General features: G+C 70.0%; 22 protein-coding genes and 1 pseudogene. 7 read left to right on the top strand and 16 right to left on the bottom strand.

Annotated features, from left to right (window positions below; genetic code table 11):
- Nucleotides 1-5: 5 nt before the first annotated feature.
- The 4 genes from ACQ5SP_RS14235 to ACQ5SP_RS14220 all read right to left on the bottom strand — a co-directional run bounded on the left by ACQ5SP_RS14235 (nucleotide 6) and on the right by ACQ5SP_RS14220 (nucleotide 6,083).
- On the bottom strand, nucleotides 6-458 hold the full coding sequence (locus tag ACQ5SP_RS14235; protein ID WP_430939060.1) for a methylated-DNA--[protein]-cysteine S-methyltransferase: 453 nt from the start codon (nucleotides 456-458) through the stop codon (nucleotides 6-8).
- Between the two features lie 16 nt (nucleotides 459-474).
- The gene (ileS, locus tag ACQ5SP_RS14230; protein WP_430939059.1) at nucleotides 475-3,432 is read right to left on the bottom strand and encodes an isoleucine--tRNA ligase; all 2,958 of its coding nucleotides are present in this window, start codon (nucleotides 3,430-3,432) and stop codon (nucleotides 475-477) included.
- Between the two features lie 205 nt (nucleotides 3,433-3,637).
- The gene (locus tag ACQ5SP_RS14225; RefSeq protein ID WP_430939058.1) at nucleotides 3,638-4,639 is read right to left on the bottom strand and encodes a YcjF family protein; all 1,002 of its coding nucleotides are present in this window, start codon (nucleotides 4,637-4,639) and stop codon (nucleotides 3,638-3,640) included.
- 22 nt (nucleotides 4,640-4,661) lie between these two features.
- Nucleotides 4,662-6,083: a YcjX family protein gene (locus ACQ5SP_RS14220; protein WP_430939057.1), complete on the bottom strand. Its 1,422-nt coding sequence runs from the start codon at nucleotides 6,081-6,083 to the stop codon at nucleotides 4,662-4,664.
- Between the two features lie 118 nt (nucleotides 6,084-6,201).
- Here ACQ5SP_RS14220 and truA point away from each other — a divergent pair, with 118 nt between their 5' ends.
- Nucleotides 6,202-6,969 (top strand): tRNA pseudouridine(38-40) synthase TruA, encoded by a 768-nt coding sequence (gene truA / locus ACQ5SP_RS14215; protein WP_430939056.1) that lies wholly within the window; start codon nucleotides 6,202-6,204, stop codon nucleotides 6,967-6,969.
- Nucleotides 6,970-7,142: 173 nt separating this feature from the next.
- On the opposite strand, the gene ACQ5SP_RS14210 is transcribed toward truA, so the two are convergent.
- The 5 genes from ACQ5SP_RS14210 to ACQ5SP_RS14190 form a co-directional block, all read right to left on the bottom strand.
- On the bottom strand, nucleotides 7,143-7,601 hold the full coding sequence (locus ACQ5SP_RS14210) for an NUDIX hydrolase (RefSeq protein ID WP_430939055.1): 459 nt from the start codon (nucleotides 7,599-7,601) through the stop codon (nucleotides 7,143-7,145).
- An 87-nt stretch (nucleotides 7,602-7,688) separates the two neighbouring features.
- The gene (locus ACQ5SP_RS14205) at nucleotides 7,689-9,395 is read right to left on the bottom strand and encodes a thiamine pyrophosphate-requiring protein (RefSeq protein ID WP_430939054.1); all 1,707 of its coding nucleotides are present in this window, start codon (nucleotides 9,393-9,395) and stop codon (nucleotides 7,689-7,691) included.
- Entirely contained in the window at nucleotides 9,392-10,747 is a 1,356-nt protein-coding gene (locus ACQ5SP_RS14200; protein ID WP_430939053.1) for a TRAP transporter large permease, read from the bottom strand. The genes ACQ5SP_RS14205 and ACQ5SP_RS14200 overlap by 4 nt, the downstream gene beginning before the upstream one ends.
- Nucleotides 10,747-11,262, bottom strand: a complete 516-nt coding sequence (locus tag ACQ5SP_RS14195) for a TRAP transporter small permease (protein ID WP_430939052.1) — start codon at nucleotides 11,260-11,262, stop codon at nucleotides 10,747-10,749. The genes ACQ5SP_RS14200 and ACQ5SP_RS14195 overlap by 1 nt, the downstream gene beginning before the upstream one ends.
- Complete coding sequence (locus tag ACQ5SP_RS14190; protein WP_430939051.1) at nucleotides 11,262-12,308, bottom strand: TRAP transporter substrate-binding protein; 1,047 nt, start codon at nucleotides 12,306-12,308, stop codon at nucleotides 11,262-11,264. The genes ACQ5SP_RS14195 and ACQ5SP_RS14190 overlap by 1 nt, the downstream gene beginning before the upstream one ends.
- A 223-nt stretch (nucleotides 12,309-12,531) precedes the next feature.
- Between ACQ5SP_RS14190 and ACQ5SP_RS14185 the strand changes: the two genes are divergently transcribed.
- Nucleotides 12,532-13,458: a carbohydrate kinase family protein gene (locus ACQ5SP_RS14185; protein ID WP_430939050.1), complete on the top strand. Its 927-nt coding sequence runs from the start codon at nucleotides 12,532-12,534 to the stop codon at nucleotides 13,456-13,458.
- A 124-nt stretch (nucleotides 13,459-13,582) separates the two neighbouring features.
- Entirely contained in the window at nucleotides 13,583-13,810 is a 228-nt protein-coding gene (locus ACQ5SP_RS14180; RefSeq protein WP_430939049.1) for a hypothetical protein, read from the top strand.
- 69 nt (nucleotides 13,811-13,879) lie between these two features.
- On the opposite strand, the gene ugpC is transcribed toward ACQ5SP_RS14180, so the two are convergent.
- The 6 genes from ugpC to ACQ5SP_RS14150 form a co-directional block, all read right to left on the bottom strand.
- Complete coding sequence (ugpC, locus tag ACQ5SP_RS14175) at nucleotides 13,880-14,923, bottom strand: sn-glycerol-3-phosphate ABC transporter ATP-binding protein UgpC (protein WP_430939048.1); 1,044 nt, start codon at nucleotides 14,921-14,923, stop codon at nucleotides 13,880-13,882.
- Nucleotides 14,920-15,762, bottom strand: a complete 843-nt coding sequence (locus tag ACQ5SP_RS14170; protein WP_430939047.1) for an ABC transporter permease subunit — start codon at nucleotides 15,760-15,762, stop codon at nucleotides 14,920-14,922. Before ACQ5SP_RS14170 ends, ugpC begins: the two co-directional genes overlap by 4 nt.
- A gap of 9 nt (nucleotides 15,763-15,771) precedes the next feature.
- Complete coding sequence (locus tag ACQ5SP_RS14165; RefSeq protein ID WP_430939046.1) at nucleotides 15,772-16,653, bottom strand: ABC transporter permease subunit; 882 nt, start codon at nucleotides 16,651-16,653, stop codon at nucleotides 15,772-15,774.
- A 68-nt stretch (nucleotides 16,654-16,721) separates the two neighbouring features.
- Nucleotides 16,722-17,984, bottom strand: a complete 1,263-nt coding sequence (locus tag ACQ5SP_RS14160; protein ID WP_430939045.1) for an extracellular solute-binding protein — start codon at nucleotides 17,982-17,984, stop codon at nucleotides 16,722-16,724.
- A 215-nt stretch (nucleotides 17,985-18,199) separates the two neighbouring features.
- Entirely contained in the window at nucleotides 18,200-20,728 is a 2,529-nt protein-coding gene (locus tag ACQ5SP_RS14155; RefSeq protein ID WP_430939044.1) for an ABC transporter permease, read from the bottom strand.
- A complete protein-coding gene (locus tag ACQ5SP_RS14150; RefSeq protein ID WP_430939043.1) occupies nucleotides 20,725-21,420 on the bottom strand; it encodes an ABC transporter ATP-binding protein in 696 nt (231 codons plus the stop codon). Before ACQ5SP_RS14150 ends, ACQ5SP_RS14155 begins: the two co-directional genes overlap by 4 nt.
- A gap of 28 nt (nucleotides 21,421-21,448) precedes the next feature.
- On the opposite strand from ACQ5SP_RS14150, the gene ACQ5SP_RS14145 reads away from it, so the two are divergent.
- Together ACQ5SP_RS14145 and ACQ5SP_RS14140 are read left to right on the top strand one after the other, a co-directional pair.
- Complete coding sequence (locus ACQ5SP_RS14145; RefSeq protein WP_430939042.1) at nucleotides 21,449-22,114, top strand: arylesterase; 666 nt, start codon at nucleotides 21,449-21,451, stop codon at nucleotides 22,112-22,114.
- 81 nt (nucleotides 22,115-22,195) lie between these two features.
- Nucleotides 22,196-23,377: a CynX/NimT family MFS transporter gene (locus ACQ5SP_RS14140; RefSeq protein WP_430939041.1), complete on the top strand. Its 1,182-nt coding sequence runs from the start codon at nucleotides 22,196-22,198 to the stop codon at nucleotides 23,375-23,377.
- Here ACQ5SP_RS14140 and ACQ5SP_RS14135 read toward each other — a convergent pair.
- Entirely contained in the window at nucleotides 23,356-24,189 is an 834-nt protein-coding gene (locus tag ACQ5SP_RS14135) for a glycerophosphodiester phosphodiesterase family protein (RefSeq protein ID WP_430939040.1), read from the bottom strand. The two genes, ACQ5SP_RS14140 and ACQ5SP_RS14135, sit on opposite strands and share 22 nt — an antisense overlap.
- A gap of 560 nt (nucleotides 24,190-24,749) precedes the next feature.
- On the opposite strand from ACQ5SP_RS14135, the gene ACQ5SP_RS14130 reads away from it, so the two are divergent.
- Nucleotides 24,750-25,727: an ABC transporter substrate-binding protein gene (locus ACQ5SP_RS14130; RefSeq protein ID WP_430939039.1), complete on the top strand. Its 978-nt coding sequence runs from the start codon at nucleotides 24,750-24,752 to the stop codon at nucleotides 25,725-25,727.
- 110 nt (nucleotides 25,728-25,837) lie between these two features.
- A pseudogene (locus ACQ5SP_RS14125) lies at nucleotides 25,838-26,136 on the top strand (glycine/betaine ABC transporter permease); the annotation flags it as partial.

Here is a 26,136-nt window from a genome sequence, read left to right as displayed (position 1 = left end):
GCCGGTCAGATAAGCAGGCCTGCCGCGCCTTCCAGCCTGAGCAGCGCGCGCTTGGTCTCTACCCCGCCCCGGCCGGAATACCCGCCGAGACCCGTCGCGCCGACGATCCGGTGGCACGGGATGAGGATCGGGACCGGGTTCGCCCCGCAGGCCCGCCCCACGGCCTGCGCGCTGGCGTCCAGCGCGGCGGCGACGGCGCCGTAGCTGCGGGTCTCGCCGTAGGGAATGGACAGCATTGCCTCGAACACGAGGTGCTGAAAGGCCGAGGCCGGCGGCGCCATGGGCAGCGCGAAGCGCCGCAGCTCGCCCGCGAAATAGGCCTCCAGCTGCCGTTCTGCCGCGTCGAGCAGCGGCGACCGTCCGGCCTCGGCCCCACCCCAGGACAGCCGGGTGATCCGGCCGGCCTCCTCGTGCAGGGTCAGGGAGCCGACCGGCGAGGCGACGCTGCGCGCGATCACGGCGCCGCCCCACCCATCAGCCCAGCGCGTCGTTGCAACGCTTGCAGACCATCGGATGGGCGTGCTGGCCGACATCGGGCAGGATCTTCCAGCAGCGCTGGCACTTTTCGCCCTCGGCGCGCTCGAAGACCACGCCGACGCCCTCGATCTCGGGCAGGCGGAAGGCCTCGTTCGGGATCGGGTCACCGGTCAGCCAAACATCCGAGGTGATGCAGACATCCTCGAAATGGACCGAGCGCAGGGCCTTCAGAACCTCCGGGTCGCGCACATGCACGACCGGTGCGGCCTCGAGGCTGGCGCCGATCACCTTGTCGCGGCGCTGGATCTCGAGCGCCGCGGTCACCACGCGGCGCACCTGCCGGATCCCGGCCCATTTCGCCGCCAGCGGCTCGTCGAGCCAGTCGGCCGGCGTAGCTGGCATGTCCACAAGGTGGACCGAGCTGCCCTCGCCCGGGAACCGTTCCAGCCAGACCTCTTCCATGGTGAAGACCAGGACCGGCGCAAGCCAGGTGGTCAGCCGGTGGAACAGCAGGTCCAGCACCGTGCGCGCCGCCCGGCGCCGCGTGCTGTCGGCGGCGTCGCAGTAGAGCGCATCCTTGCGGATGTCGAAATAGACCGAGGAGAGATCCACGGTGCAGAAGTTGAACAGCGCCTGGAACACGCCCTGGAAGTCGTATTTCGCGTAGCCCTCGCGCACGGTGTGGTCGAGTTCGGCCAGCCGGTGCAGCACCCAGCGTTCCAGCTCCGGCATCTCGGCCGGGTCAATCCGTTCGGAATCCGCGAAGCCGGCGAGGTTGCCCAGCATGAAGCGCATCGTGTTGCGCAGGCGGCGATAGCTGTCGGCCACGCCTTTCAGGATCTCCGGGCCGATGCGCAAGTCGGCGGTGTAATCCGACTGCGCCACCCAGAGCCGCAGGATGTCGGCGCCGTATTGCTTGGTCACGTCCTCGGGCGCCACGGTATTGCCGAGCGACTTGGACATCTTCATGCCCTTCTCGTCCAGCGTGAAGCCGTGGGTCAGCACCCCGCGATAGGGCGCGCGGCCCTTTGTGCCGCAGGCCTGCAACATCGAGGAATGGAACCAGCCGCGATGCTGGTCGGTGCCCTCGAGGTAGAGATCGGCGATGCCGTCCGCGGTCCCGTCGGCACGGTCGCGCAGCACGAAAGCGTGGGTCGAGCCGGAATCGAACCACACGTCCAGGATATCGAAGACCTGCTCGTAGGCGTCCGGGTCGACGATCCCGCCGAGGAAACGTTCCTTCGCGCCGTCGAGGTACCAGGCATCCGCACCCTCTTGCTCGAAGGCCGCGACGATGCGCGCGTTCACCTCCTCGTTGCGCAGCAGGAAATCCGCGTCCTCGGGACGGGCGTCCTTCTTGACGAAACAGGTCAGCGGCACGCCCCACGCCCGCTGGCGCGAGAGCACCCAGTCCGGACGGTTGGCGATCATCGAATGCAGCCGGTTCCGCCCCGAGGGCGGCGTCCAGGTCACCAGCTCGTCGATCGAGGTCAGCGCCCGCGCGCGGATCGTGGTGCCGTGGGCATCCTGCCCGTCGCCCACGGGCGTGTCGATGGCCGCGAACCACTGGGCCGTGTTGCGGTAGATGAGCGGCGCCTTCGAGCGCCAGCTATGGGGATAGGAGTGCTTCAGCCGGCCGCGCGCGATCAGCGCCCCGGCGCCCGCGAGCGCGTCGATGACGCGCTTGTTGGCGTCGCCCTCCTTGCCCTTGTGGGTGATGATGAGGCCGCCGCCGAAAAGCGGCAGGTCCGGGCGGAAACTGCCATCCTCCAGCACGTTGTGGGTCATCTTCAGCCCATGCGCGAGCCCGATCCGGTAATCGTCGTCACCGTGGCTCGGCGCCGTGTGGACGAAGCCGGTGCCGGCATCCTCGGTCACGTGGTCGCCGGGCAGAAGCGGCACGTCGTAATCCCACTCGCCCGCGCCGTCAGCCACGCCGCGCAGCGGATGTGCCGTCACCAGGCTGCCCAGTTCCTCGGCGGTGACGGTCCGCTCCCGCGCGTGACCCTCGACACGGGCGGCGGCCAGCACCTCTTCGGCGAGCGCGTCCGCGATCAGGTAACGGTCGCCCGGGCGCGCCCAGTTTTCCTCGGGTGCGTCGGTGACGCGGTAGAGCCCGTAGGAAAGCTCGGGGTTGAAGCAGACCGCGCGGTTCTGCGGGATCGTCCAGGGCGTGGTGGTCCAGATCACGACCGCGGCGTCGTGCAGATCCTCCTTCACCAGCCGCTGGGCGGCGGCCGGGTAGTCCGTCGGCTCGCCGTTCGGCGGCAGGTCGGCCCCGCCCGAGAGGATCGGGAACTTCACCCAGATCGTCGGCGACTGGTGGTCGTGGTACTCGACCTCGGCCTCGGCCAGGGCGGTCTTCTCCACGGGCGACCACATCACGGGCTTGGATCCCTGGTAGAGCGTGCCGTTCATCAGGAACTTCTGGAACTCCGCCGCGATCACCGCCTCGGCGTGGAAGTCCATCGTCAGGTATGGGTCTTCCCAGTTGCCGGTGACGCCGAGGCGCTTGAATTCCGCGCGCTGCACGTCGATCCATTTGTCGGCGAAGGCGCGGCATTCGCGGCGCAGCTCGACCTTGGAGACCTCGTCCTTGGACCGGCCCTTGGCACGGTACTGTTCCTCGATCTTCCACTCGATCGGCAGGCCGTGGCAATCCCAGCCGGGCACGTAGCGCGAATCCCTGCCCATCATCTGCTGGCTGCGCACGACCATGTCCTTGAGGATCTTGTTCAGCGCGTGCCCGATATGCAGGTGCCCGTTCGCGTAGGGCGGGCCGTCATGCAGGATGAACGTCTCGCGCCCCGGCTTCTCGCGCAGGCGGTGGTAGATACCGATCTCCTCCCAGCGGGCGAGCCACTCCGGCTCGCGCTTCGGCAGCCCCGCGCGCATCGGGAAATCGGTTTTCGGCAGGAAGAGCGTGTCCTTGTAGTCAGGCGTGTCAGCGCACATGGATCTTGTGTCCTCGGCTCGGCAATCACGGGTATCTGGGTGGGGCGGCGCGACGGGGCAGACGCCTTGTCCCGGCCGCTCTGTCTGTCAGAGCGCCGGGCCGGTAATTCGGATGATGACGGCGAATGGCTGTATCATGGGCCGGGTTATACGCGCCGTACCCGGGAGCGTCCAGAGCCACCGGCAGGGCGTCTCGCCGCCCCCGTCAGGCCCGCCCGAACAGCCCCGAGAGCGCCCGCTGCACCAGCGACGAGACCGAGGGGCGGCGCACGGCGGAAAACGGCACCGGGCGGCAGACCTCCATCGCGGCGATGCCCACCCGCGCGGTCAGGGCCCCGTTCACCACGCCCTCGCCGAAGCGCCGCGAGACCCTGGAGAGCAGCCCGCCCCCCGCGACGGTGGAAATCAGGTCGTCGCCGACCGCCACGGCGCCGGTCGCCACAAGGTGGGTCAGCACGCTGCGCATCAGCCGCCAGGCGCCGACGGTGCCGGCCCGCCCGCCATAGATTTCCGCCACCCGGCGGATCATGCGCAGATTGGCCACCAGCGCGGTCATCACGTCGGCCAATGCCAGCGGCACGACGGCGGTGACGGTCGCCACCTGCCGCGCCGCCGCCTCGACCTCGCGGCGGGCGGCGGCGTCGAGGGGCGCGACCAGTTCGCGTTCGGACAGGTCCAGCAACGCATCCGCGTCCACCAGCTCGCCACGCCTCTCGGACAGACGCCGCCGCGCCCAGGCAAGATCCGGCCGGCCCGCATACAGGCGGTCGAGCCGGTCCGTGACCGCCCGCGCCTCGGCCAGCGCGCCGCCCGCACGCGCCGCCTCGGCCGCCTGGCGGATCGCGTCCACCCGGCGCAGCCGGACCAGCGCCACCCATTCGCGGAAGACCAGCGCCAGGGCCAGGGCGCCCAGAACGGCGAGCAGGACCAGCGCCCCGCGCCCCAGCCAGAGGTTGCGCTCCAAGAGCCCGGTGACGAAATCCCAGGCCGTCACCGAGACCACGAGCAGCAAGAGCGCCAGCGCTGCCCGCAGGAACCACCGCCAGAGCGCCGAGGATCGCCGCGCCGTCAGCGCCGCGACGGTGCGCATCGCCTCGCCCTCGGGCATCTCGGCGGGGCCGTCCTCGACGGGCGGGGCGCTGGCCGGGCTGGCATCCGGCTGGTCCGCGTCAAGATCGAACAGAACGGGGCCTGGCTTTTCGGTCATGCGGTCTCTCCGGTGGCGGGCGTCATCCGAGACGATCCCCAAGCAGGAACTCCGCCGCCCGGTCGAGGCGGATATGCGGCGGTCCCTCGCCCTGGCGGAGCGTCATCGGCGCGGGGGCGAAGCTCATGATCTCGTAATCGGCCTCCAGCCAGCGCGGCGCGCCCTCGCGCGCCGGGGCGAGAAGGACGTTCGGATCCTCGGGCAGCGCCCCCGGGTAGAAGGCCGCCTGCCGCCCGTCCTCCAGCAACCGGCCGCGGACGCAGCCGACCTCTGCCCCGCCGTGGGGGCGCGTTTCCTCGACCGTCGCGCGCAGCGCCGCGATGGACATGGCCGCCGTGGTCGCCCCGGCGAAATCCGCGCGGTCGCGGGCCCGGCGCAGAAGCGCCTCCATGAAGGCGGTCAGGCGCGGGTGTTGTTCGTGATGCAGGTGGTCGGCCTTGGTCGCGGCGAAGAGGATCCGCTCGACCCGCTTGCCGAGGATCGAGGCCAGCCAGCTGTTCCGCCCGGGGCGGAACGCCGCCAGGATATCGGTCATCGCGGTCTCGAGTTCCGCGACCGCGGGCGGGCCGGCATGGATCGCGCCCAGCGCGTCGACCAGCACCACCTGCCGGTCGATGCGTGCGAAATGCGCGCGGAAGAAAGGCTTGATCACCTGGGCCTTGTAGGCGTCGAAGCGCCGCTCCATCTCGCGCCAGAGACTGCCGCGGGGCGCCCTGCCGCCGGGGGGGGGCAGCGGCGCGAAGGTCAGCGCGGGCGACCCTGCCATCTCTCCGGGCAGCAGGAACCGCCCCGGCGTGCAGTCCGACAGCCCGGCCGCGCGGGCCGCGTCGAGGTAGGCGGTATAGCCGCCGGCGAGCGTCTGTGCCTCGGTCTCGGAGAAGGGCGCGGTCGGGTCTGTCGCGTCGAGCGCGGCGCGCAGCGGCGCCGCCAAGCCGTCCCGCGCCGCGGCGCGGGCCAGCACGCGCTCGGACCAGCCGGCATAGGACTGGTCGAGAAGCCCGAGATCGAGAAGCCACTCGCCCGGGTAATCCACGATGTCGAGATGCACCGTCCGCGGACCGCCGAGCCCCGAGATCAGCCCCGCCGGCTGGACCTTGAGCGACAGCCGCAGCTGGCTGACATGCCTGGTGGATTGGGGCCAGTGCGGCGTGGGCCCGGTCAGCGCCGCGAGGTGCGCCTCGTAGTCGAAGCGCGGCACCGTATCGTCGGGCTGGGGCTGCAGCCAGGCCGCGCGGATCGCACCCGACGCCGCGGCATGGAGTTGCGGCATCCGCCCGCGATCCATCAGGTTGGCGACCAGCGAGGTGATGAACACGGTCTTGCCGGCCCTGGACAGCCCGGTGACGCCCAGCCGGATCACCGGCTCGAAAAAGAGCGCGCCCGCCTCCGCGCCGGCCCGTTCCACCTGCCGGGCGATGCTGTCCGCGATGTTTCCGATTCCCAAGACGTGTTCCTCGCTGTCCCTTCGGGCCAAGATAGGCGGCGCCGACGCCGGTTCCTAGGGTCAGGAACCTGGGGGCGGGGGATTGTGCACGGGGCGGGCACGGGCTATCGGGTCGGTCATGCCCCGCTACGCCCTCAAGATCGAATACGACGGCGCGCCCTTCGCCGGCTGGCAGCGACAGAAAGACCAGCCCTCGGTGCAGGAGGCGGTCGAGCGCGCGCTCGCGCGGCTCGCGCCCGACCTGCCCGCTATCGCGGCGGCCGGCCGCACCGATACCGGGGTCCACGCGCTCGGACAGGTGGCCCATTGCGACATGGGGCGCGACTGGGACCCGTTCCGGCTGATGGAGGCGCTCAATTCCCACCTGCGGCCCGATCCGGTGGCCGTTCTGGCCGTGGCGCGGGTGGACGCGGATTTCCACGCGCGGTTCTCCGCCCGGGAACGGCGCTATCTTTTCCGCCTGGTGAGCCGCCGTGCGCCGGTGACCCATGACCGCGGCCTTGTCTGGCAGGTTCGCCACGGGCTCGACGCCGAGGCGATGCGCGCCGGGGCGGCGCACCTGCTCGGGCGGCACGATTTCACCACCTTCCGCGCAACGCTCTGCCAGGCGAAATCGCCGGTGAAAACGCTCGACGCCCTGGAGATCGAGACGCGGGACATTCCCCACGGCACGGAATACCGCTTCCACCTCCGCGCGCGGAGCTTCCTGCACAGCCAGGTCCGCAGCTTCGTCGGTACGCTGGAACGCGTCGGCGCCGGGGCCTGGGCACCCGAGGACGTCAAGACGGCGCTGGACGCGCGCGACCGCGCCGCCTGCGGCCCGGTCTGCCCGCCCCAGGGGCTCTATCTCGCGGGCGTCGGGTATCCCGAGGATCCCTTCGCCTGAGGCCGGCCGGGCAGGTTTCGCGCCTCCGGCGCGAGGATATTTGGACCACTTGGAGCCCGGGAGCCTCTTCCAAGTGGCGGAAATATCCCCGCCGGAGGCATGAACCGCCGCGAAGCGGCCCGGGGGCGCCCGCGCGGACGGCACCCGTCACCCCCCCCCAGGGCGATACGTGCTCAGAAGTTGCGGAGGATCTCGCGGAGTTCGGGCTCGTCGACCATCTCGGCGGCCCTGGCCGGCGTCACCCATTTGCGGCGACGCTCGGCGCGTTCGGGATAGTCACGGGCCATCTCGCGCACCGCGATGGCGTAGACATCCGCCCGGCAGGGTTCCTCGAGGCCGGTCTCGCCCAGCTTGACGTAGCCGTAGCTACCGAGCGGCGCCGGCGAGACCCGCCCCTTGCGCACCCCGGCCTCTTCCCAGGCTTCCTGCAGCGCCGTGCCCGGCCCGTCCTGGCCCGGGATCGGCCAGCCCTTGGGAATGATCCAGCGCCCCGTGCCGCGGCTCGTGATCACCAGCACCTCGCGGCGGCCGTCCTTGAGCCGATGGCACAGCGCGGCCACCTGCAGCCGCGGCGGGCGGCGCAGCAATGGCTTCAGGACCTCGGTCCAGGCTTTCTCGATCAGCGTTCCCATCGGGCGATACGGCTCTGCTCTGGTGTTTTTTGTTGTTGACGCACCGATATACGCGCAATCGGCCGGGTTTTCAATCGCGGTGGGCGGTCAGCCGGGCAGCACCCTTATGTCGAGAAGCGCCTGCCGACGGTCTGCGCGCACCACCCCGAGCGCCTCCGCCAGCGCGGCGTCGAGGTCCGCCGGGTCCGTCACCCGCCGCGCCCAGGCGCGGCTCGCCGTGGCGGTCGCGGTGAAATCAGGCACCGGCGAGAGTCCCGTCAGCGGCATCTCGTTGGCCCGCGCGGCATGTCCGTCGGGATATAGGCCCGTGACCGAGGCCCGCACGGCGCCCCATTCGGCATTGTTCAGCACGATCACCAGGACCGGCAGCTCCAGCGACTCGGCGATCTGGTGGCAGGCGGTCGGGTTGGCGAAGATGTAGGAGCCGTCCCCCATGGTGGCGACGCAGACACGGTCCGGCGCGGCCAGTTGCGCGCCGAGCGCGGCGGGAAAAGACCATCCGAGCCCCCCGGAATGGGGTTCCTGGAACCAGCTGCGCGGCGCGCGCCGCTCCAGCGTGCCGAGCGTCGTGCCAAGCTCGGAGAAGACCGCCGAGTCGATATCCTCGAGCGCGGCCGAGAGCCGCTGGCTGACCAACGCCTTGGTGATGCCGGGTCCGGCCCGGTCCCCGGCCTGCGCGACGCGGGCCGCACGGGCGTCCGCCGCCGCCGCGGCGATGCGCTTGCGGCGCGTGGCGAGGGCGGCCGCGTCCCCGTCCCGCTGCGCCATCGCGTCAAAGAGCGCCGGCAGGCTGAGGTCCAGTTCGCCGGCCAGCGCCAGGTCGGCGCGGAAATTGCGCACGGGAAAGCGTGCGAAGAGCGGGTCGGGGCCGATCTGGATGACCCGTGCCCCGGGATGCGGCGGGTGCCGGTCCGGCCACCAGGGCGCCAGCGCGTTGATCACGACCACGAGATCGGCCGCGGCCAGCCAGGGCCCCGGGTCGGCGCCCACATGGGCCGGGTGATCGGTCGGCAGAGCCAGCTGCGTCGCCCACCATGACGAAACGGGCAGCGCCCAGTCCGTGACCCACGCCCCGAAGGCCGCGAAGGTCGCGTCCCCGCCCGTGCCCCTTTGCGCGATGACCAGCGGGCGTTCGGCGGCCGCGATCCAGTCGGCGGCCTGCGCGACCGCCGCCGGATCCGGCGCCGCGGCGACCGGCTGCATCGAGACCGGCGCGGCCAGCCCCGCCGCCGGCGTCGGCTCGCAGAGCACTTCGCGCGGCAGGGACAGGTAGACCGGTCCCCGCGGGGTCGACATGGCGATGGCATGGGCACGGTCGAGCAGACCCGGGAGTTGCTCCGGAAACCGCAGCTCGTAGTCCCACTTGACCGACTCGCGCACCAGAGCGGCCTGGTCACGCATCTCCTGGCCCCAGGCGATCGGCACGGTCCGCGCGCCGAACCGGCCCGCCTCGGTCACCGGGGTGCGGCCGGACATCAGCAAGATCGGGACGTTCTCGCAGGCGGCGTTGATCGCGCCGATGGCCCCGTTGGCCAGCCCGACATTGGTGTGCAGCATCACCGCCTGCGGCCGCCCCGTCATCAGGTAGTAGCCATGCGCCATGCCCATCGCGGCATGCTCATGCGGGATGACCAGCGCGCGCGGAAGATCGATGTCCTGCGCCGCGGCCTCCGCCAGCCCCTCGATGATCGGGGGGAAGTCGGTGCCGGAATTGGCGAAGACGTAGTCCACGCCCAGCGTCTTGAGGCGCGAGAAGACCGCGCCGCCCGCGGTGACCGTCGCCGCGCCGGTCATCCGCCGAGCACCCCTGGCAGCCAGAGTGTCAGCGCCGGGAAGGCCAGCAGGATCGCGACCCGCAGGATCTCGGCCCCGAAGAACGGCATCACCCCCTTGAAGGTGTCGAGCATCGGCGTGTCCCGCGCCATGGCCGAGATCACGAAGACGTTCATGCCCACCGGTGGCGTGATGAGCCCAAGCTCCACCACGATGAGCGCGAGAATCCCGAACCAGATCTTCAGATCCTCGGTGCTCATCCCGAAACCCGATCCCTCGGCCATCTGGTAGAGGCCCCCGTTAAGCTCCACCAGGACCGGCCAGAAGAACGGGATCACCAGCAGGATCATGCTCAGGCTGTCCATCAGGCAGCCGAGGAAGATCAGCGCGACCAGCAGCAGGATCATCACCAGCATCGGCTCCATGCCGGATCCGGCGATCCAGTCGGCCGTCTGCTGGGGCAGCCCGATCCGCGACATGAAGATCTTGACCAGTTCCGCGCCGAGCAGGATCAGGTAGATCATGCCCGTGGTGGCGGCGGTCTCCTTCAGCGCCTCCTTCATCGGCGTCCACCCGAGCCGGCCCCGCGCGGCGCCGTAGATCCAGACCAGCGCGACGCCGACGGCGGCGGCCGGCGTCGGGTTGAAGAAGCCCGCATAGATGCCGCCCAGGACCAGCCCGAAGATCACCAGCACCGGGATCACGCCCACCGTCGCGGCGACGAACTCCGCGCGGTCGCCGGTGCCGCCCTTGGGCCCGGCCTCGGGCCGGATCAGGACATAGGCCGCGATCGTGAGCAGGAACAGGACGACCGCCAGCGCGCCCGGGATCATCGCGGCCATGAACATGGTGACGATGTTGGCCTCGACGATGATGGCGTAGATGATCAGCACCACCGAGGGCGGGATCAGGATCCCCAGCACCCCGCCCGCCGCCAGCGACCCGGTGGCGAGCGCGCCGGAGTAGTTGTAACGGCGCAGTTCCGGCAGGGCGACCTTGCCCATGGTCGAGGCCGTGGCCAGCGACGAGCCGCAAACCGCCCCGAACCCCGCGCAGCCGGCGATGGCGGCCATGGCCGTGCCGCCCCGCATCCAGCCGAGCCAGGCATTGGCCCCCCGGAAGAGCGCCTGCGAAAGCCCGGCCTTCGAGGCGATCGCGCCCATCAGCACGAACATCGGCACGACGCTGAGATCGTAGATCGAGAACTGGCCGTAGGCGAGCGTCTTGAGCTGGCTCAGCACCAGCACGGGGCCATTGACCAGCATGATCCCGATGCCGCCCACGAGGATCATCGCATAGGCGATGGGCATGCGGAACGCGATGAGAAGAACGAGGATGGCCAGCCCGGCGATCCCCATGGTGACGGGGTCCATCAGGGCCTCCCCCCGGCGGCGCGGCGGCCGGACTCGACGAAGGTGATGAGCGCCGCCACCGCCAGCAGCACCAGGGAGACCAGGATCGGCAGGAAGGCGATCCAGATCGGCACCTGCAGGATCGTGGTGGTGTAGCCGTATTCACGCTGGTCCATCATGCCCAGGTACATCCGCCAGACCAGCAGCGCCGCGAAGAGCATCGCCACCAGCGAGGCCGCGAACCGGAAGCCGGCCACCCAGCGCGGCGAGGCGCGCGCGGTGAAGATGTCCGCGGTGACGTTGGCGTCGGTCAGCTGGCAGAAGGGCAGGAAGGCGAAGGCCGCCACGGCCACGCCCATCTGGGTCATCTCGAAATCGCCGGGAAAGGGTTTCCAGAAGATGCCCCCCAGGACCGAAAGCACGTTCATGGCCACCACGGCCATGAGAATGAGCCCTCCGAGGAGGGCCCATCCATGGATGATCGTCTCGGCCGCGCCGGCCCATCCGGTGCGGCCGCGCGGCAGGCTGTCGTCCATCACTCGGCCGTGCTGTGCTCGCCGATGAGCCTGCGGGCCTTCTCGACCAGCGCCGCGCCGTCGATGCCCTTGGCCGTGACCTCGTCCACCCAGCGCGTGACGACCGGGGCCAGCGCGGCCTCGAAGGCGGCGGTCTCTTCCGGGCTGAGGACGATATGCTCGTTCCCGGCCTTGGTGGCGAGATCGATGCCGAAATCGTCCGACGCGCGCCAGATCTCGCCGACCTCGGCCCACCACTCGGGTCCGGAAGCGTCGCGGAAGGCCTGCTGGATGTCCTCGGGCAGGCTGTCCCAGCGCCCCTGGTTCATCGACACCTGGAAGGTGGTCGTCCCCAGGCGCCAGCGGTCATCGCCCTCGATCTGGTAATCGGTCTGCTCCTGGATCTTGAGCGGCGGGATGATTTCCCAGGGGATCAGCGCGCCGTCGACCACGCCCTTCTGCAGCGCCTGCGGCAGTTCGGGCACCGGCATGGCGACCGGGTTCGCGCCCAGCGCCTCGATGGCCCAGGCGCCGGTGCGGGTCGGGATCCGCAGATCCGCGCCCTCCAGGTCCGCCGGGCTGCGCACGGCCTTGTCGCGCATGTGGATGCCCTGCCCCGCATGGGCATGCAGGAACATCACCTCGACGCCCTTGTATTCCTCCTTGAGATCCGACTCGTAGAGATCGTGGAGGGCGAGGTTGGCCGCCACCGGATCGTTGGTGAAGACGGTGGGCAGTTCCATCACCTCGGTGCGCGGGAAGAGCCCGGGCGTGTAGCCGTTCACCGTCCAGACCAGGTCGACCACGCCATCGCGCACCTGGTTGATCAGCTCCGGCGGACGGCCGCCCAGGGTCATGGAGGGAAAGATCTCGATCTCGACGCGGCCGCCGGAATTGGCCTCGACCTGCTCGGCCCAGGGGGCGAGCATCTGGGAATGCGCCGGGGCCTGGGCGCTCAGGAAATGGTGCAGCTTGAAACTGTATTCCTGCGCCGACGCGGCGCCAGCCGCGCCGAGCGTCAGCGTCGAGACGGCCAGCGCCGCCTTCACGGTCTTGTCGGTGATCATGTCATTCCTCCCTTTGGAATCGCAGCCGATCCGGTTAGCGATGTTAATTGTTAACATTGGTCACTAAATTTTCCATGCCCCATCGCCGGCGCCCCGCGGCGCCGGGCTTGCGGGACCTCCGCGAAGCCTAGCCGCAGAAACGGCCCGCGCCAACATCATGCGGGGCGCGATCCGGACTTGCGGCGGGGCGGCTTTCGCGCAATGCAAGGGGCGGAGGTGCACGATGATCCTGTGTTGCGGCGAAGCCCTGATCGACATGCTCCCGCGCGAAACCGACGCGGGCGCGCCCTGTTTCGCGCCCCATGCCGGCGGCGCGGTCTTCAACACCGCGGTTGCGCTGGGGCGGTTGGGGGCGCCGGCGGGTTTTTTCTCCGGCCTCTCCACGGATTTCTTCGGCGACCAGCTGCGGGGCGTGCTGGCCGAGAGCGGCGTGGACACGGCGCTTGCGGTGGTGCGCGACGCGCCCACGACGCTGGCCTTCGTGCGGCTGGTCGACGGGCAGGCGCGCTATGCCTTCTACGACGAGAACACCGCGGGGCGGCGCCTGTCGCCCGGGGACCTGCCCGCCCTGCCCGACGCGACCGAGGCGCTGTTCTTCGGCGGCATCAGCCTGATCGGAGAGCCCTGCGGCAGCGCCTACGAGACGCTGATGCTGCGCGAGGCCGGCCGGCGCGTCACGATGATCGACCCGAACATCCGCCCGGGCTTCGTTTCCGACGAAACCGCCTATCGCGCGCGCATCGACCGGATGGTCGCGGCGGCCGATATCGTCAAGCTGTCGGACGAGGATCTCGGCTGGCTCGAGGGGGCCGGCGACCCGGCCGACGTGGCGCCGCGCCTGCTGGCGCGCGGGCCGTCGCTCGTCGTGGTGACGCTCGGCGCGGCCGGCGCCCTTGCCGTGACGGCGGATGGGCCGGTCAGCGTCCGGGGTCGCCCGGCGGAGGTCGCCGACACGGTCGGCGCCGGGGATACCTTCAACGCCGGGCTCCTGGCCGGACTGGCGGAGGCCGGTGCGTTCTCCGGCGGCCGGCTCGGCGCCCTGGACCCTGCGACGCTGAGCCATGCGCTGGATCTCGGCGCGGCGGCGGCGGCCGTGACCGTGTCGCGCGCCGGGGCCAACCCGCCCTGGCGCCGCGACCTCGATATCTGAACGCGCCCCGCCGCCGCCACCCGCAAGGCGGGTTTGCAGAGACCGCAATGGTCATGTCAGCGGTCCGTCCCTAGCTTGAAGGCCAAGGGAGGAAACCGGAACTTGCAAAGCAGGAGGTTTCCAGATGGCAACCGTGACCACCAACAGCACCGCCGCCGACCGCGGCCTGCGCGAGCGCATCGACGCGTTCCTCGCCTCCATGGGCCAGGGCTTCAACGCGTATCTCGAGCGCCGGTCGCGCAAGGACGAGATCGCCCGGCTCGAGGCGATGAGCGACGCGGAACTGGCGCGTCTCGGCATCGCGCGCGATCGCATCGTGCACCACGTCTTCCGCGATCTCTTCTACGTCTGAGCCGGAGAGATCGCCGACACGCCCGGCACCGGCCCCGCCAAGGGCGCCGGTGCCGTTTCCTGCGCGGGATCAGATCCGCACGCCGGTCCCGCGGTCGAACAGGTGCAGGTCTTCCGGCCGGAAGCTCAGCACCATCCGGCCCGCGGGCACCGGCTCGTCGGCGCTCTGGGCGACCGTGACCTCGTGGCCGCCGAGATGGGCGTGGATCAGCCGGTGCGCGCCAAGCTCCTCGACCACCGCGACCTCGATGTCGAGGCCGGCACCCCCGGCCACGAGATGCGCGCGCTCGGGCCGGATGCCCAGCGTGACCGGGCCGCGATGGGCGCTGTCATGCGCCACGACCTGGCCGGCCACCTGCAGCCCGTCGTCACCGAGCTGCGCGTCGACCAGGTTCATCGGTGGCGCGCCGATGAAGCTCGCCACGAAGGTCGAGGCCGGGCGCGAATACACCTCGGTCGGCGTGCCGACCTGCTCGATCCGGCCGCCGTTCAGCACCACGATCCGGTCGGCCAGGGTCATGGCCTCGACCTGGTCATGGGTGACGTAGATCGCCGCGCGGCCCAGCCGTCGCTGCAGCTTCTTGATCTCGAGCCGCATCTGGTTGCGCAGCTTCGCGTCGAGGTTCGAGAGCGGCTCGTCGAAGAGGAAGATCGCCGGGTCACGGACGATGGCACGGCCCATCGCCACCCGCTGGCGCTGCCCGCCCGAGAGCTGGCTCGGCCTGCGGTCGAGAAACTCGGCGATCTGCAGCATCCGCGCGGCCTCTTCGACCTTGGCGGCGATCTCGGGCTTGGGTGTGCCCCGGTTGCGCAGCCCGTAAGCCAGGTTGCCGCGCACCGTCATGTGCGGGTAAAGCGCGTAGTTCTGGAACACCATGGCGATGTTTCGGTCGGCGGGCTCCAGCGCGTTGACGACCCGGCCCGAGAGCTCGATCTCGCCCTCCGTGACCTCCTCGAGCCCCGCCACCATGCGCAAGAGCGTGGACTTGCCGCAGCCGGAGGGTCCCACGAAGACCACCAGCTCGCCGTCCCCGACATCCACCGAGACGCCTTTGACCGCCTCGACCCCGTTGGGATAGCGCTTGACAGCGTCGCGGATTCTGAGTGTCGTCATTTTTCCTGCTCCACCAGGCCTTTTATGAACATGCGCTGGAAGACGAGGATCACCACCGCGGGCGGCAGCATCGCCAGCACGGCCATCGCCAGCGCCTCGTTGTAGAAGGGGATGTCTGCCCCGATCATCTGCTGCATCACGTTCTTGATGCCACGGACCAGCGTGAAATACTGCTCTTCGGTCGTCATGATCGTCGGCCAGAGATACTGGTTCCAGCCGACCACGAACATGATGATGAAAATCGCCGCGATCATGGTGCGCGAGAGCGGCACCAGGATCTCGAAGAAGAACCGCACCGGCCCGGCCCCGTCGATCCGGGCGGCCTCGAGCAGCTCGTCAGGCACCGACTTGAAGAACTGGCGGAAAAAGAAGGTGCCCGTCGCCGAGGCGATCAGCGGCACGATCAGCCCGGTATAGCTGTTCAGAAGCCCCAGCTGCTGGGCGACCTCGTAGGAAGGCAGGATCCGCACCTCGAGCGGCAACAGCAGCGTCGAGAAGATCACCCAGAAAAAGAAGGTGCCGAGCGGAAAGCGGTAATAGACGATCGCATAGGCCGCCAGCATCGAGATCACGATCTTGCCCACGGCGAAGCCGATGCCGAGGATCAGCGAGTTCTGCGTCATCAGCAGCCCGGTGATCTCGCCGGTGAAGCCACCCTCGCGGGTCAGAACGGTGGCGTAGGTCTCCGCGAATTCGGCGCCCAGGGTGAACTGCATCCCCTCGCGGTGGATCTCGACGTGGTCGTGCGTCGAGGTGAGGAAGGCCACCACCAGCGGCCCCATCATGAGCAGGACGCCCAGGATCAGCACCAGGTGGTCGGTCAGGCGGACACGGGTCATCTCGGGGCCTCAGCTGTAATGCACGCGCCGCTCGATCAGGCGGAACTGCGCGATGGTGAGCACGAGGACGAGCACCATGAGGATCACCGACTGTGCGGCCGAGCCGCCCAGGTCGTTGCCCCGGAACCCGTCGCGATAGACCTTGTAGACCAGTGTCACGGGGCTGTTGCCGGGCTGGTCCTGCACCATCAGGTCCACGGTGCCGAAGGTCTCGAAGAGCGCGTAGGTCGTGTTCAGGATCATCAGGAAGAAGGTCATCGGCGCCAGCAGCGGGAAGGTCACCGTCCAGAAACGCCGCGTCTCGGACCGGCAGTCGATCGCAGCGGCTTCCTTGACCGAGGACGGGATCGACTGCAGCGCCGAGAGAAAGAAGATGAAGTTGTAGGGGATCTGCTTCCAGGCCGAGACCACGGTGATCGCGACGGCGGTGTCCCAGTAGTCCACCCCGATCTGAAGGTTCCAGCCGACCGCCGCGGCGGCGTCGGTGAGCGGCCCGATATGCTGGTCGAAGAGCATCACGCCGATCAGGCCGGCCACCGGCGGCGCGATGGCATACACCCACATCAGCAGCGTCTTGTAGGTCTGCTGGCCGCGCAGCACCCGGTCGGCCGAGACCGCGAAGAGCAGCCCGAGCCCGAGCGAGACGAAGACGACGGTCAGCGTGAAGGCGGCGGTGAAGACCGCCGAGCGGCGATAGTTGGGATCCGTCAGGACGTTGGAATAATTCTCGAAGCCGACGAAGGTGCCGGTCCCGAAGAACGGATCCTCCAGGTAGAAGGACGATCGGATCGCCTCGGCGGCGGGCCAGAGAAAGAAGATGCCGATGATCGCCATTTGCGGCATCAGCAGGGCATAGGGCATCCAGCGGCTGTTGAACTGCGCCTTCTTCATGACGGGTCCCGGGCAGAATTGAAAACGGGGGCGCCTCCAGGCGCCCCCGCGGGATCAGACCGACGGTCTCAGTTCATCGTCTTGGCAAAGCGGTCGAGCAGCTTGTTGCCCTCGGCCTTGATGACCTCGAAGGCCTCGGCCGCCGACTTCTCGCCGTTGATGACCTGCGCGTATTCACGGTTCATCACGTCGCGGATCTGCACATAGAAGCCCATGCGGTAGCCCTTGGACCACGCGCCGCCCGGCAGCGAGAGCTGCTGGATGCCGACCTCGGCCTGCGGAACCTCGTCGTAGTAGCCGATCTCCTGCGCCTTCTCGTAGGCGGCCTTGGTGATCGGCACGTAGCCGGTCTGCTGGTGCCACATCAGCTGAACGTCGGGCGAGGAGAGATACTTGAAGAACTCGGCCGTCGCGGTGTTCTCCTCCTCGGGGTGACCGGCCATGGCAAAGAGCGCAGCGCCGCCGATGAAGGTGTTGGTCGGGCTCTCCGTCACGCCTTCCCAGTAGGGCAGATACGTGGCCGAGAAGGGGAAGTCGACGGCGTTGCGCAGACCGCCGAAGGAGCCCGACGAGCCGAGCCACATGGCCACTTCACCGTTCTCGAACGGGGTCTGGTTGGCGCCCCAGGCCGCACCGTAGAAGCCGAAGAGCCCGGCCTCGTTCCACGCGGCCAGCTTGTCGAAATGGGCCTCGATCGCGGCGGTCTCGGGCAGGATCTCGGTGCCCGCGACGCCCTCGAAACCGTTGGCGTTGGTCGCGAAGGGGATGTTGTGGCGCGACATGAAGTTCTCGGTGAAGATCCAGGGCAGGTGCGACTGCGCCAGCGGGGTGTAGCCCGCCTCCTTGATCTGCGGCGCGATGGCCTCGAACTCTTCCCAGGTCTTCGGCGGCTCGACGCCCGCGGCCTCGAGCGCCTCGACGTTGTAGTAGAGGATCGGGGTCGAGGAGTTGAACGGCATGCCGATCATCTTGCCGTCGCTGTCGGCGTAGAAGTACCGCACGCCGTCGATGTAGTCGTTCGCGTCGAAGGCGACGCCGGCCTCCTGGATCAGGTCCTCGGCCGGCACCACGGCGCCCTTGGCGCCGATGATCGTGGCCGCGCCCGCGTCGAAGACCTGCACGACGTTCGGCTGCTCGCCGGCGCGGAAAGCCGCGATCGTGGCGGTCAGCGTGTCCTCGTAGCCGCCCTTGTAGACCGGGGTGATCTGGTAGGCGTCCTGGCTCTCGTTGAAGCCCTTGGCGATTTCGTTGACGGTTTCGCCCAGCTGGCCGCCCATGGCGTGCCACCAGGTGATCTCGACCGGCTCGGCATGGGCCGCGAATGCGGTCATGGCGGCGCCGGTGGCAGCAAGGATCGTGTTGCGAAGCATGGCTGTCCTCGATTTGGCTGAAGTGTAGCCTGCGGATAGGCCCGCCAGGTAACAGCCGCGCAACAGCCATGTTGCGCCTTTGTGAAGCTTCGCGCGGCACCGCCCGGGCGCCCGCGGATCTGCAGGGAGGTGCGATATCCGGATAACCGGGCCGGTCTTTCCCGCGCGGCGGGGTATCACTCCCGCGCGCGCAGCACCCGGGCCGGCCGTGCCGCCAGAGGGCGCCAGGCAAAGGCGAGCCCGGCCAGCAGCGTCAGGACCACGCCCCCCGTCACGATCCCGAGCGCCGAGGGCCAGGTCACCGCGAAGTCGGTCTCCATGACGAAGCGCGACACCGCCCAACCGGCCGCGATCCCGGCGGCGATGGCGACGCCGCCCGCCGCCAGCCCGGTCAGCGCCGAGCGCAGCGCGAAGCTCGTCAGGATCCGGGCGCGGCTGGCGCCCAGGGTCTTGAGGACCGCGGCCTCGTAGGTGCGGGCCCGTTCGCCCGCCGCCGCCGCGCCGATCAGCACAACGAGTCCCGTGACCAGCGTCGCCGCCGCGCCGTAGGACGTCGCCGCCGCGACCCCGGCCAGCACCTGCGAGACCCTGTCGATGGCGTCGCGCACGCTGATCGCCGTGATGTTCGGATAGGCGCCGGCCAGATCGCGCAGGATCGCGGCCTCGGCCTCGGGCGCGGCATAGACGGTGGAGATATGGGTATGCGGCGCCGCCGACAGCGCCGAGGGGTTCATCGACATGATGAAGCCGATCCCCGCGGTCGAGAAATCCACGTTGCGGAAACTGGTCACCGTCGCCGTCAGGTCGCGGCCGAGGATATTGACCGTGATCTCGTCGCCCAGGGCGAGGCCCAGCTCCAGCGCCTCTTCCCGTGCAAAGCTGACCTGCGGCGGGCCGCTGTAGTCGGCCGGCCACCAGTCGCCGTCGGTGACCGTGGTCTCGGGGCCAGGCGCGGCGGCATAGGTCACGCCCCGGTCGCCGTTCAGCACCCAGTGATCGCCCGCGACCTCGCGCGCCGGCTGGCCGTTGATCTCGGTGATGATGCCGCGCAGCATCGGCGCCGTATCCACCCGCGAGACCGCGGGGTCGCCCTTCAGCCGGTCGAGGAAGCCCGGAAGCTGGTCGTTCTGGATGTCCACGAAGAAATAGGACGGCGCCACCTCGGGCAGATCGCGCGAGATCGCGGCCCGCAGGTTGCCGTCGATCTGCCCGACGGCCGCCAGCACGGACAGGCCCAGCCCCAGCGACAGGATGACGGAGGCGGCTTCCTGACGGGGGCCGCCGATGGCCCCGACCGCCAGGCGCAGCGCGGGCCGGCCGCGCGCCACCCGCGTGCTGCGCGCGGCAAGCGCCCGAACACCGGCCGCGGCCAGCGCCAGCACCGCCAGCACCGCCAGGATGCCCCCGGCCGTCCAGAGCGCCAGCTCGGCCGCCCCCGAGAACACGACCGCCGCCGCCAGCAGCGCCATCAGCAGCATCGCCATGGCCAGCAGGTAGACCCGCGCCGGCCAGCCCCGTGCCCCGGCACCGATGTCGCGGAACAGCGTCGCCGCGCGGACCTCGTCGGTCCGGGCGAGCGGCCACAGCGCGAAGAGGAACGCGGCCAGGAGCCCGTAGACCGCCGCCTCGGCCAGGGGCGCGGGGTAAAGCGCGAAGGCCGCCGGCACCGGCAGCCGCGCCTCTATCAGCGGTGCCAGCAGCAGGGGCGCCGCCGCGCCGATGACGAGACCCAGCGCGACCCCGGCCAGCGACAGCACCGCGATCTGGATCAGGTAGGTCAGGAAGATCGTGCGCCGGTCCGCCCCCAGCGTCTTGAGCGTGGCGATCACCTCGGTCTTGCCGGCAAGGTAGGCCCGCACCGCCGCCGCCACGCCAACCCCGCCCACGGCCAGGCCCGAGAGTCCGACCAGCACGAGGAAACTGCCGAGCCGGTTGACGAATTCGCGGATGCCGGGCGCCCCGTTGCGGCTGTCCTGCCAGCGTGCCCCGCTGTCGCGAAAGCGCGCCTCGGCCTCGCGTTCCAGCGCCGCGATGTCGGCCCCCGGGGGCAGATCCATGCGGTATTCCGTCTCGAAAAGCGTGCCGGGGCCGATCAGGCCCGAGTCGGCCAGCGCCGCGGTGCGCAGGATGGTGCGCGGGCCCAGCGCGAATCCGCCCCCGGCATCGTCCGGTTCCACCACCAGAACGGCCGACAGCCGGAACGCCTGCTGGCCCAGCCGGAAGCTGTCGCCGGGCGCGAGGCCCAGCCGGTCGGCCAACACGCGTTTCATGACGGCGCCCGGCATGCCCTCCTGCCCGTCCAGCGCCGTGGCGAGCGGCATTTCGGGATCGAGCCGCACCGCGCCCAGCAGCGGGTAGAGATCGTCCACCGCCTTGACCTGGGTCAGCGCGCGCTCGGTCTCGCCCCCACGCTCGACCACCGCCATCGACCGGAAATCCACCACTTCCGACACGCGGTCGGCCACGCCGTTCATCCAGGCCTTTTCCGCGTCCGAGGCGAAGCGGTAGGTGAACTCGAGCTGCGCGTCGCCGCCCAGGAGCCGCGCGCCCTCCTGCGCCAGCCCGGCCTCGATGGCGCTTCGCACCGTGCCCACCGCGGCGATCGCCGCCACGCCGAGCGCAAGGCAGGCCAGCAGAATACGGAAGCCGGAGAGCCCGCCGCGCAGTTCGCGCCGGGCGAAGCGGCTGGCGGTGACAAGGCTCATTCGGCCACCTGCGCGGCGGCCGGGGCGTCGATGCGGCCATCCCTGAGCCGCACCACGCGGTCACAGCGCGCGGCCAGTTCGGGGGCGTGCGTCACCATCACCAGCGTCGCGCCGTGGCGGTCGCGCAGCCCCAGAAGCATGTCGATGATCGCCGCGCCGTTGGCCTCGTCGAGATTGCCCGTGGGTTCGTCGGCCAGCAGGATCGCGGGCCGGGGCGCGGCGGCGCGGGCCAGCGCGACGCGCTGCTGCTCGCCCCCGGACATCTGGGCGGGATAATGGGCCAGACGGTCACCCAGCCCGACGGCGCGCAGTTCGGCCTCGGCGCGGTCGAAGGCGTCGGCATGGCCCGCCAGTTCCAGCGGCGTCGCCACGTTCTCGAGCGCGGTCATGGTCGGAATCAGGTGGAAGGACTGGAAGACCACCCCCATATTGTCCCGGCGAAGGCGGGCGAGCGCGTCCTCGCCCAGCGCGGTCAGGTCGCGGCCCAGGGCCTGGACCTGACCCGCCGTGGCGCGTTCCAGCCCGCCCATGATCATGAGGAGTGACGACTTGCCAGACCCGGACGGCCCCACCAGACCCACTGTCTCGCCGGCGGCCACGTCGAGCGTGATGCCGTGCAGGATGTCCACCGGCCCTGCATTGCCCTGCAGGGACAGCGCCACGTCGCGGAGAGAGAGAACCGGCTCTGCCATGACTGCCTTTCGCTTGTCGCTTGCCCGCATGACATATGGGGCGGCGGCGCGGCTGAGCAAGCTGGCGGCGGCACTCGTGATCCTGCTGGGCCTGGCGCTGCCGGCGGCCGCGGCGGGGCCGGTGACCATCGCCGCGCTCGGCGACAGCCTCGTGCAGGGCTACGGCCTGCCGCCGGAACGGGGGCTCGTGCCGCAATTGCAGGACTGGCTGCGGGAGCGCGGCGAAGCGGCGACGATCCAGAACGCCGGCGTGTCGGGCGACACCACCGCGGGCGGTCTCTCGCGGGTGGACTGGACGCTCTCGGGCGAGATCGACGCGATGATCGTGGCCCTGGGCGGCAACGATCTGTTGCGGGGGATCGATCCCGCCGTCAGCCGCGACAACCTGCAAGGCATCCTGGAGGCCGCCGCCGCGGGGGACGTGCCGGTGCTGCTGGTGGGAATCTCCGCCCCGGGCAACTACGGCCCGGACTACAAGGCGGCCTTCGACGCCATGTATCCCGAACTGGCCGAGGCTTACGGCACGCTCTACCACCCCGGCTTCTTCACCGCCTTCGCGGCCGGCCCGGACGACCCTGCAGCCATGCGCCGCTACATGCAGCCGGACGGCATCCATCCCAACGCCGCGGGCGTCTCGGTCATCGTGGACGAGATCGGCCCCGTGGTGCGCGACCTGATCGACCGCGCCCGGTGACTTGACCGCGCCGGCCCGCGGGCGCAGGGTCCGGCCGGCCGCGCCGTCGGCCCCGTGACACGGCTGGACAGGAGCGCCCGCGTGAGCGTCGAGAAAACCGACTGGACGGTCGTGCTGGCCGCGACCTTCGCCGGCATGACGGCCGCGCTGCAACTCGGCAAGGCGGCGGCCACGCTGCCGCTGATCCGGGCGGAATTCGGCGCCGGCCTGTCGCTGCTGGCGGTCTATGTCTCGCTGATCAGCGTGGTCGTGGCGCTGACCGGTCTGGTCTTCGGCAATTTCACCCGCATGATCGGCGTGCGCCGGGCGGCGCTGCTCGGTCTTTTCTGCGTCGCCGGCGGCTCGGCGCTGGGAGCGGTCGCGCCGGGCGTGCCGTCCCTGCTGGCCAGCCGGGCGGTCGAGGCGCTCGGCTTCGCGCTGGCGGTGACGGCCATGCCGCCCATCATCCAGGCGGCGACGGCGGCGCGGCAGAAATCGCTCGCGCTCGGCATCTGGGCGGCCTGGCTGCCCGCGGGGATGGCGCTGATGATGGCCATCGCCTGGCTCGTGCTCGACCGGGTCGGCTGGCGGGGCGCCTTCTGGATCTGCGCCGGCCTGCCGCTGGTGGCGGCGGCGCTGCTGGCCGCCACGACACCGCCCCCGGCCCGGGGCGCGGCCGTGGCCCGGCTTTCGGGGCTGCGCCGGGTGCTGACCCGCGCCAGCCTGCTGACCACGGGCAATTTCGTGGTCTTCTCGGCCTCGAACCTGATCGTGATGGCCTTCCTGCCGACCCTGCTGGTGGACGAGTTCGCGATGACCCCGGTGAACGCGACCCTGGTGGCCTTTTTCACCGCGCTGTCGCTGGTGCCCTCGAACATCTGGGCGGGCTGGCTGCTCGACCGCGGGGTGCCGGCGCGACGGCTGTTCCTGCTGTCCTTCGCGGCGATGATCCTTTTCGCCTTCCTCCTGCTCGCGCCCATGCTGCCGGACGGGCCGCGCATCGCGGCGGCCTTCGCCTTCGGCTTCGCGGCCGGGGTGCCGCCGGCCGTGGTCTGGGGCTCGATCCCGCGGCTGACCGAAACGCCGGAACAGGCCCCCCTGCTGTCCGGGCTGCTCTACCAGGGGGCCGGCATCGGCCAGGTGATCGGCCCGGTGCTGGCCGGCGTCGCGGTCGAGGACCTGGGCGGCTGGTTCCCGGCCTTCTGGATCATCCTTGCGCTGCTGGCGCTGGGGCTGGGCTTTTCCCGGGGCTTGCCGCGGGCTCAGCCAAGGGTGTCCAGATAGCGCGCCAGCGCCGTGGGGTGATCGGTCTGGAAGACACTGACACCCGCCGCGATCAGGCGTCCCCAGACGGCGTCGGGCGCGTCCAGCGCATGGCTGTCCGACAGCGCGGGGGGCGCCACCAGATCCAGGGTGTTGACCCAGACCGAGAGACCGGCCGCCGCAAGGGCCGCGCGATGCGGGGCCAAGGCCGCCAGGTCATCGAAGAACGCTTCGACCATCGGCGCGCCCGTCGCGACGAGCTGCGCGAGCGGCGCCGCGCCGTCCGGCCCGAAACGCGCCTGCGGCATCACCATGATCCCGTGAGACGCCGCGATCTGCCGCAGCCGCGCGAGGTCGTCGGCGGTGCGGACGGGCATCTTGACCGACACCCGCGCGGACATGCCTTTCTCGGCCGCCAGCGCCGCGGCGGGCTCCAGCAGCGCGCGCCGCTTGACGTCGAGATCGAGATAGACGCCGGCCGCCCGCGCCGCATCGAAGGCCGCGGCGAGCGTCGGAACCCTGTCCGGGCCGGTCGCCGCCGTCCCGGGACCGCCCGCGCCGGCGCGCAGCGGCATGGCGGACAGTTCGGCCATGGTCCGCGACTCGGCCGCGCCCGCGCAGGCCGTGGTTCTGTCCAGCGTGTCGTCATGCATCAGGAAGAGCACGCCGTCGACACTGCAGCGGATGTCGATCTCCACCACGTCGGCGCGGGCCTCCGCGGCCGCGCGGATCGCGCCCAGGCTGTTTTCGGGCGCCGCGTGCCAGGCCCCGCGATGGGCCACGACGACCGGGCGGCGGATCGGGTCGGCGATGAAGGCGCGGTAACTCTGCACGCGATGCTCCTGTGTTCTGCGCCGCCGGCCTAGCGCCGTCGCGTGACAGCGGCATGACGTCTGCACGTATGCCGGTCGCCATGCCGCGCACCGGAAACCCTGTGGTCGAGCCACGATATTATGCAATGCTTATGAACTATATTAATTCGACCCCCTATGGCTTGCCGTATTCGGCGGTGATTTTCAGGGATTTCAAGGACCTGAATTCAATATACTGTTTTATAATGAAAATTTCTTTGCCCTAAGCTGTTGCAGTCTCACCCGAGCTGCACTAGGTCTTCGCTCGAGTTGCAAAACGATCTGCAACCCGGAGCAACTTACTTAGTTTGCCAAAGCAAAAAGGGCAGCAGACTCATCCCCCGCAGAAGACGCAAGACACGTCCGCGACCTGCCGCGATGCGGCCCGCGCGTCCCGTCTGTCCGGCAGGGGAGAGCGCGAAATCCGCCGCTGCCCGCTCCGAACCCCGGAATTCGTGTGCCGCCGCCCCGGACAGGGGCCGGTGACATGCGCGATCGCGGCCCGAGGGGTCGCGGAACACAAAGCAGAAGGAGTATGTGACATGCGTAAGCTGACACTTGGCGTGGCCTTCGGCGCGCTCTTCGCGCCGGTTGCGGCCCAGGCCGACAACCACATGGCCTGCGGTGAGGTCTCCATCACCGAGATGAACTGGGCCTCGGCCTCCGTCGTGACCAATGTCGCGACCTTCATCATGGAACAGGGCTATGGCTGCGACGTCACCATCGTGCCGTCGGACACGGTGCCGGCCGTCACCTCCGTCGCCGAGAACGGCGAACCCGACATCGTGACCGAGCTCTGGCTGAATTCGACCGGCGAGGTCTACGAACAGCTGGAAGACCAGGGCAAGGTCGAACGGCTGGGCAAGGTGCTCGAGCCCGGCGGGGTCGAGGGCTGGTGGATTCCCACCTACCTGGCCGAGGAGCATCCCGAACTGAAGACCATCGACGGCATCATGGCCAATCCCGAGCTCGTCGGCGGTCAGTTCAACAACTGCCCGGACGGCTGGGGCTGCCGCGTCGTGAGCGACAACCTCGTGCGCGCGCTCGATCTCGAAGACTCGGGCATCGAGGTCTTCAACCACGGCTCCGGCGAGACGCTGGCGACGTCGATGGCCTCGGCCTACGAGGACGAGCAGCCCTGGTTCGGCTATTACTGGGGTCCGACCGTGCCGCTCGGCAAATACGAGATGACCAAGGTCGATCTCGGCCCGGTCAAGGAAGACGTCCACACGCGGAACCAGAACCAGGACGCCGAGAACCCGGGCGTCTCGGACTTCCCGGCGGCGCCGGTGCTGACCTCGGTCACCACCGACTTCAAGGGTGACAACCCCGCGGTGGCCGAGTTCCTGTCCAAGATGACCTTCGAGACCGCCACCATGAGCGGCATCCTGGCCTGGATGGACGAGAACAACGCCTCTGCCGAAGAGGCGGCCGTCTACTTCCTGACCAACAACACCGGCACCTGGCGCGGCTGGCTGAACGACTCGGCCGAGGAAAACCTCGCCTCCGTGCTTCAGTAAGCCACTGAGCCGCGAGCTTGGGCGGGCGGCCGGCGTGCCGCCCGCCCTCCCCTTTTTCCATGCAAACCGACAGGCGCGCCCGGACCGGAAGCGCCACAGGAGGGTCAGACATGGCGACCTATGACTTCATTTTCGACGGGCTTGGCCTGCGCGACTGGTGCGCCGGCGACGGCAGCGGCGGCGGCGGGCCGATGTCGATGGCCGACCTCGTCGGCAAGGCCGGCGGCGAGAGCGCCGAGAAGAGCGTTTCCCCCTGGGAAATGCCGTTCCCGTCGCTCGACGCGCTGAACGATGCCTGCGACGCGGTCCCGCAGTCGCGGGAGCTCACGCTTGGCCTCGAAGAGGGGTTCCTGGCGGTCAAGGACGACCTGCAGGTGGTGCTCGACCCGGTCACGCAGCCGCTCAGCTG

The sequence above is a fragment of the Rhodovulum sp. YNF3179 genome (genome assembly GCF_050586465.1).
Taxonomy (GTDB): Bacteria; Pseudomonadota; Alphaproteobacteria; order Rhodobacterales; family Rhodobacteraceae; genus CAJXYS01.
The sequence above is the reverse complement of the archived record's forward strand: the minus strand, read 5'-3'. Positions and strand labels throughout refer to the sequence as shown.